The sequence below is a fragment of the Mesorhizobium tamadayense genome, assembly GCF_003863365.1.
Lineage (GTDB): Bacteria > Pseudomonadota > Alphaproteobacteria > Rhizobiales > Rhizobiaceae > Mesorhizobium > Mesorhizobium tamadayense.
This window is the reverse complement of the sequence record NZ_RQXT01000194.1, coordinates 1-745: the sequence shown is the minus strand read 5'-3', so window position 1 is coordinate 745 and position 745 is coordinate 1. Positions and strand designations below refer to the sequence as shown.

At 61.9% G+C, this 745-nt stretch carries 1 protein-coding gene; it reads right to left on the bottom strand.

Annotated features, from left to right (window positions below):
- Positions 1 to 400 precede the first annotated feature (400 nt).
- Positions 401 to 745: EAL domain-containing protein (locus EH240_RS37200; RefSeq protein WP_148101194.1), on the bottom strand; the 345-nt coding region annotated here is incomplete at its 5' end.

Here is a 745-nt window from a genome sequence, read left to right as displayed (position 1 = left end):
CGTCAGCCGCGACCTTCGCCATGAAACGTCGCGTGAACTAGCCTCCCGGAACGGTGGACTCCAAAGCCCATGATCGCGAGATCATCGACATTGAATTCGTCCACGATGACCAGGCCGGCGTATAGAGCTTCGCCCTCTTCGCCTCAGTCTCGGGGATGTCGACGCAGCGCCGGTCAGATCCCGGAGCCTTGCTCGTGATGGGAAAAAGCAACTGCGACGAATACCATCGCGCAAGTCGTCCGAGCCTTTCGGCCACGTGGACGTGATCCCGGTTCAGACGCGGCGCATGGCGGTCGAACAAACGGAACACCTGCCGGTCGGCAAGCCACTCTCACCTGCGGAAGATTGCACCCATCCCCGAACGCTCGCGAGTATCACGAACGTGCGACCCGCTTCCGCACTAGGCCGCGCTGTTCTTGATCACGCGCAGTTCGTGGTTCCCCAGCCGCCGGGAAGCGGCCGCCCTACCATGGCCGACCGTGTGCTGAGCGAAGTCGGAAATCGGGCAAGGTCGGCCGAGAAGATAACCCTGGATCGCATCACAGGCTTCTCCCCGGAGAAAGGTCAGTTCCGCGTCCGTTTCGACGCCCTCTGCCAGGACGGGGAGCTTGAGACCCCGAGCGAGGCCAAAGACCGCGCGCATGACGGCAGCCGCCTCATCGCTGGTGTCCACCGCCCGGATAAGAGACTGATCGACTTTGATCTTGTCAAACGGGAATGCCCGCAAATTCGATAGCGACGAGTA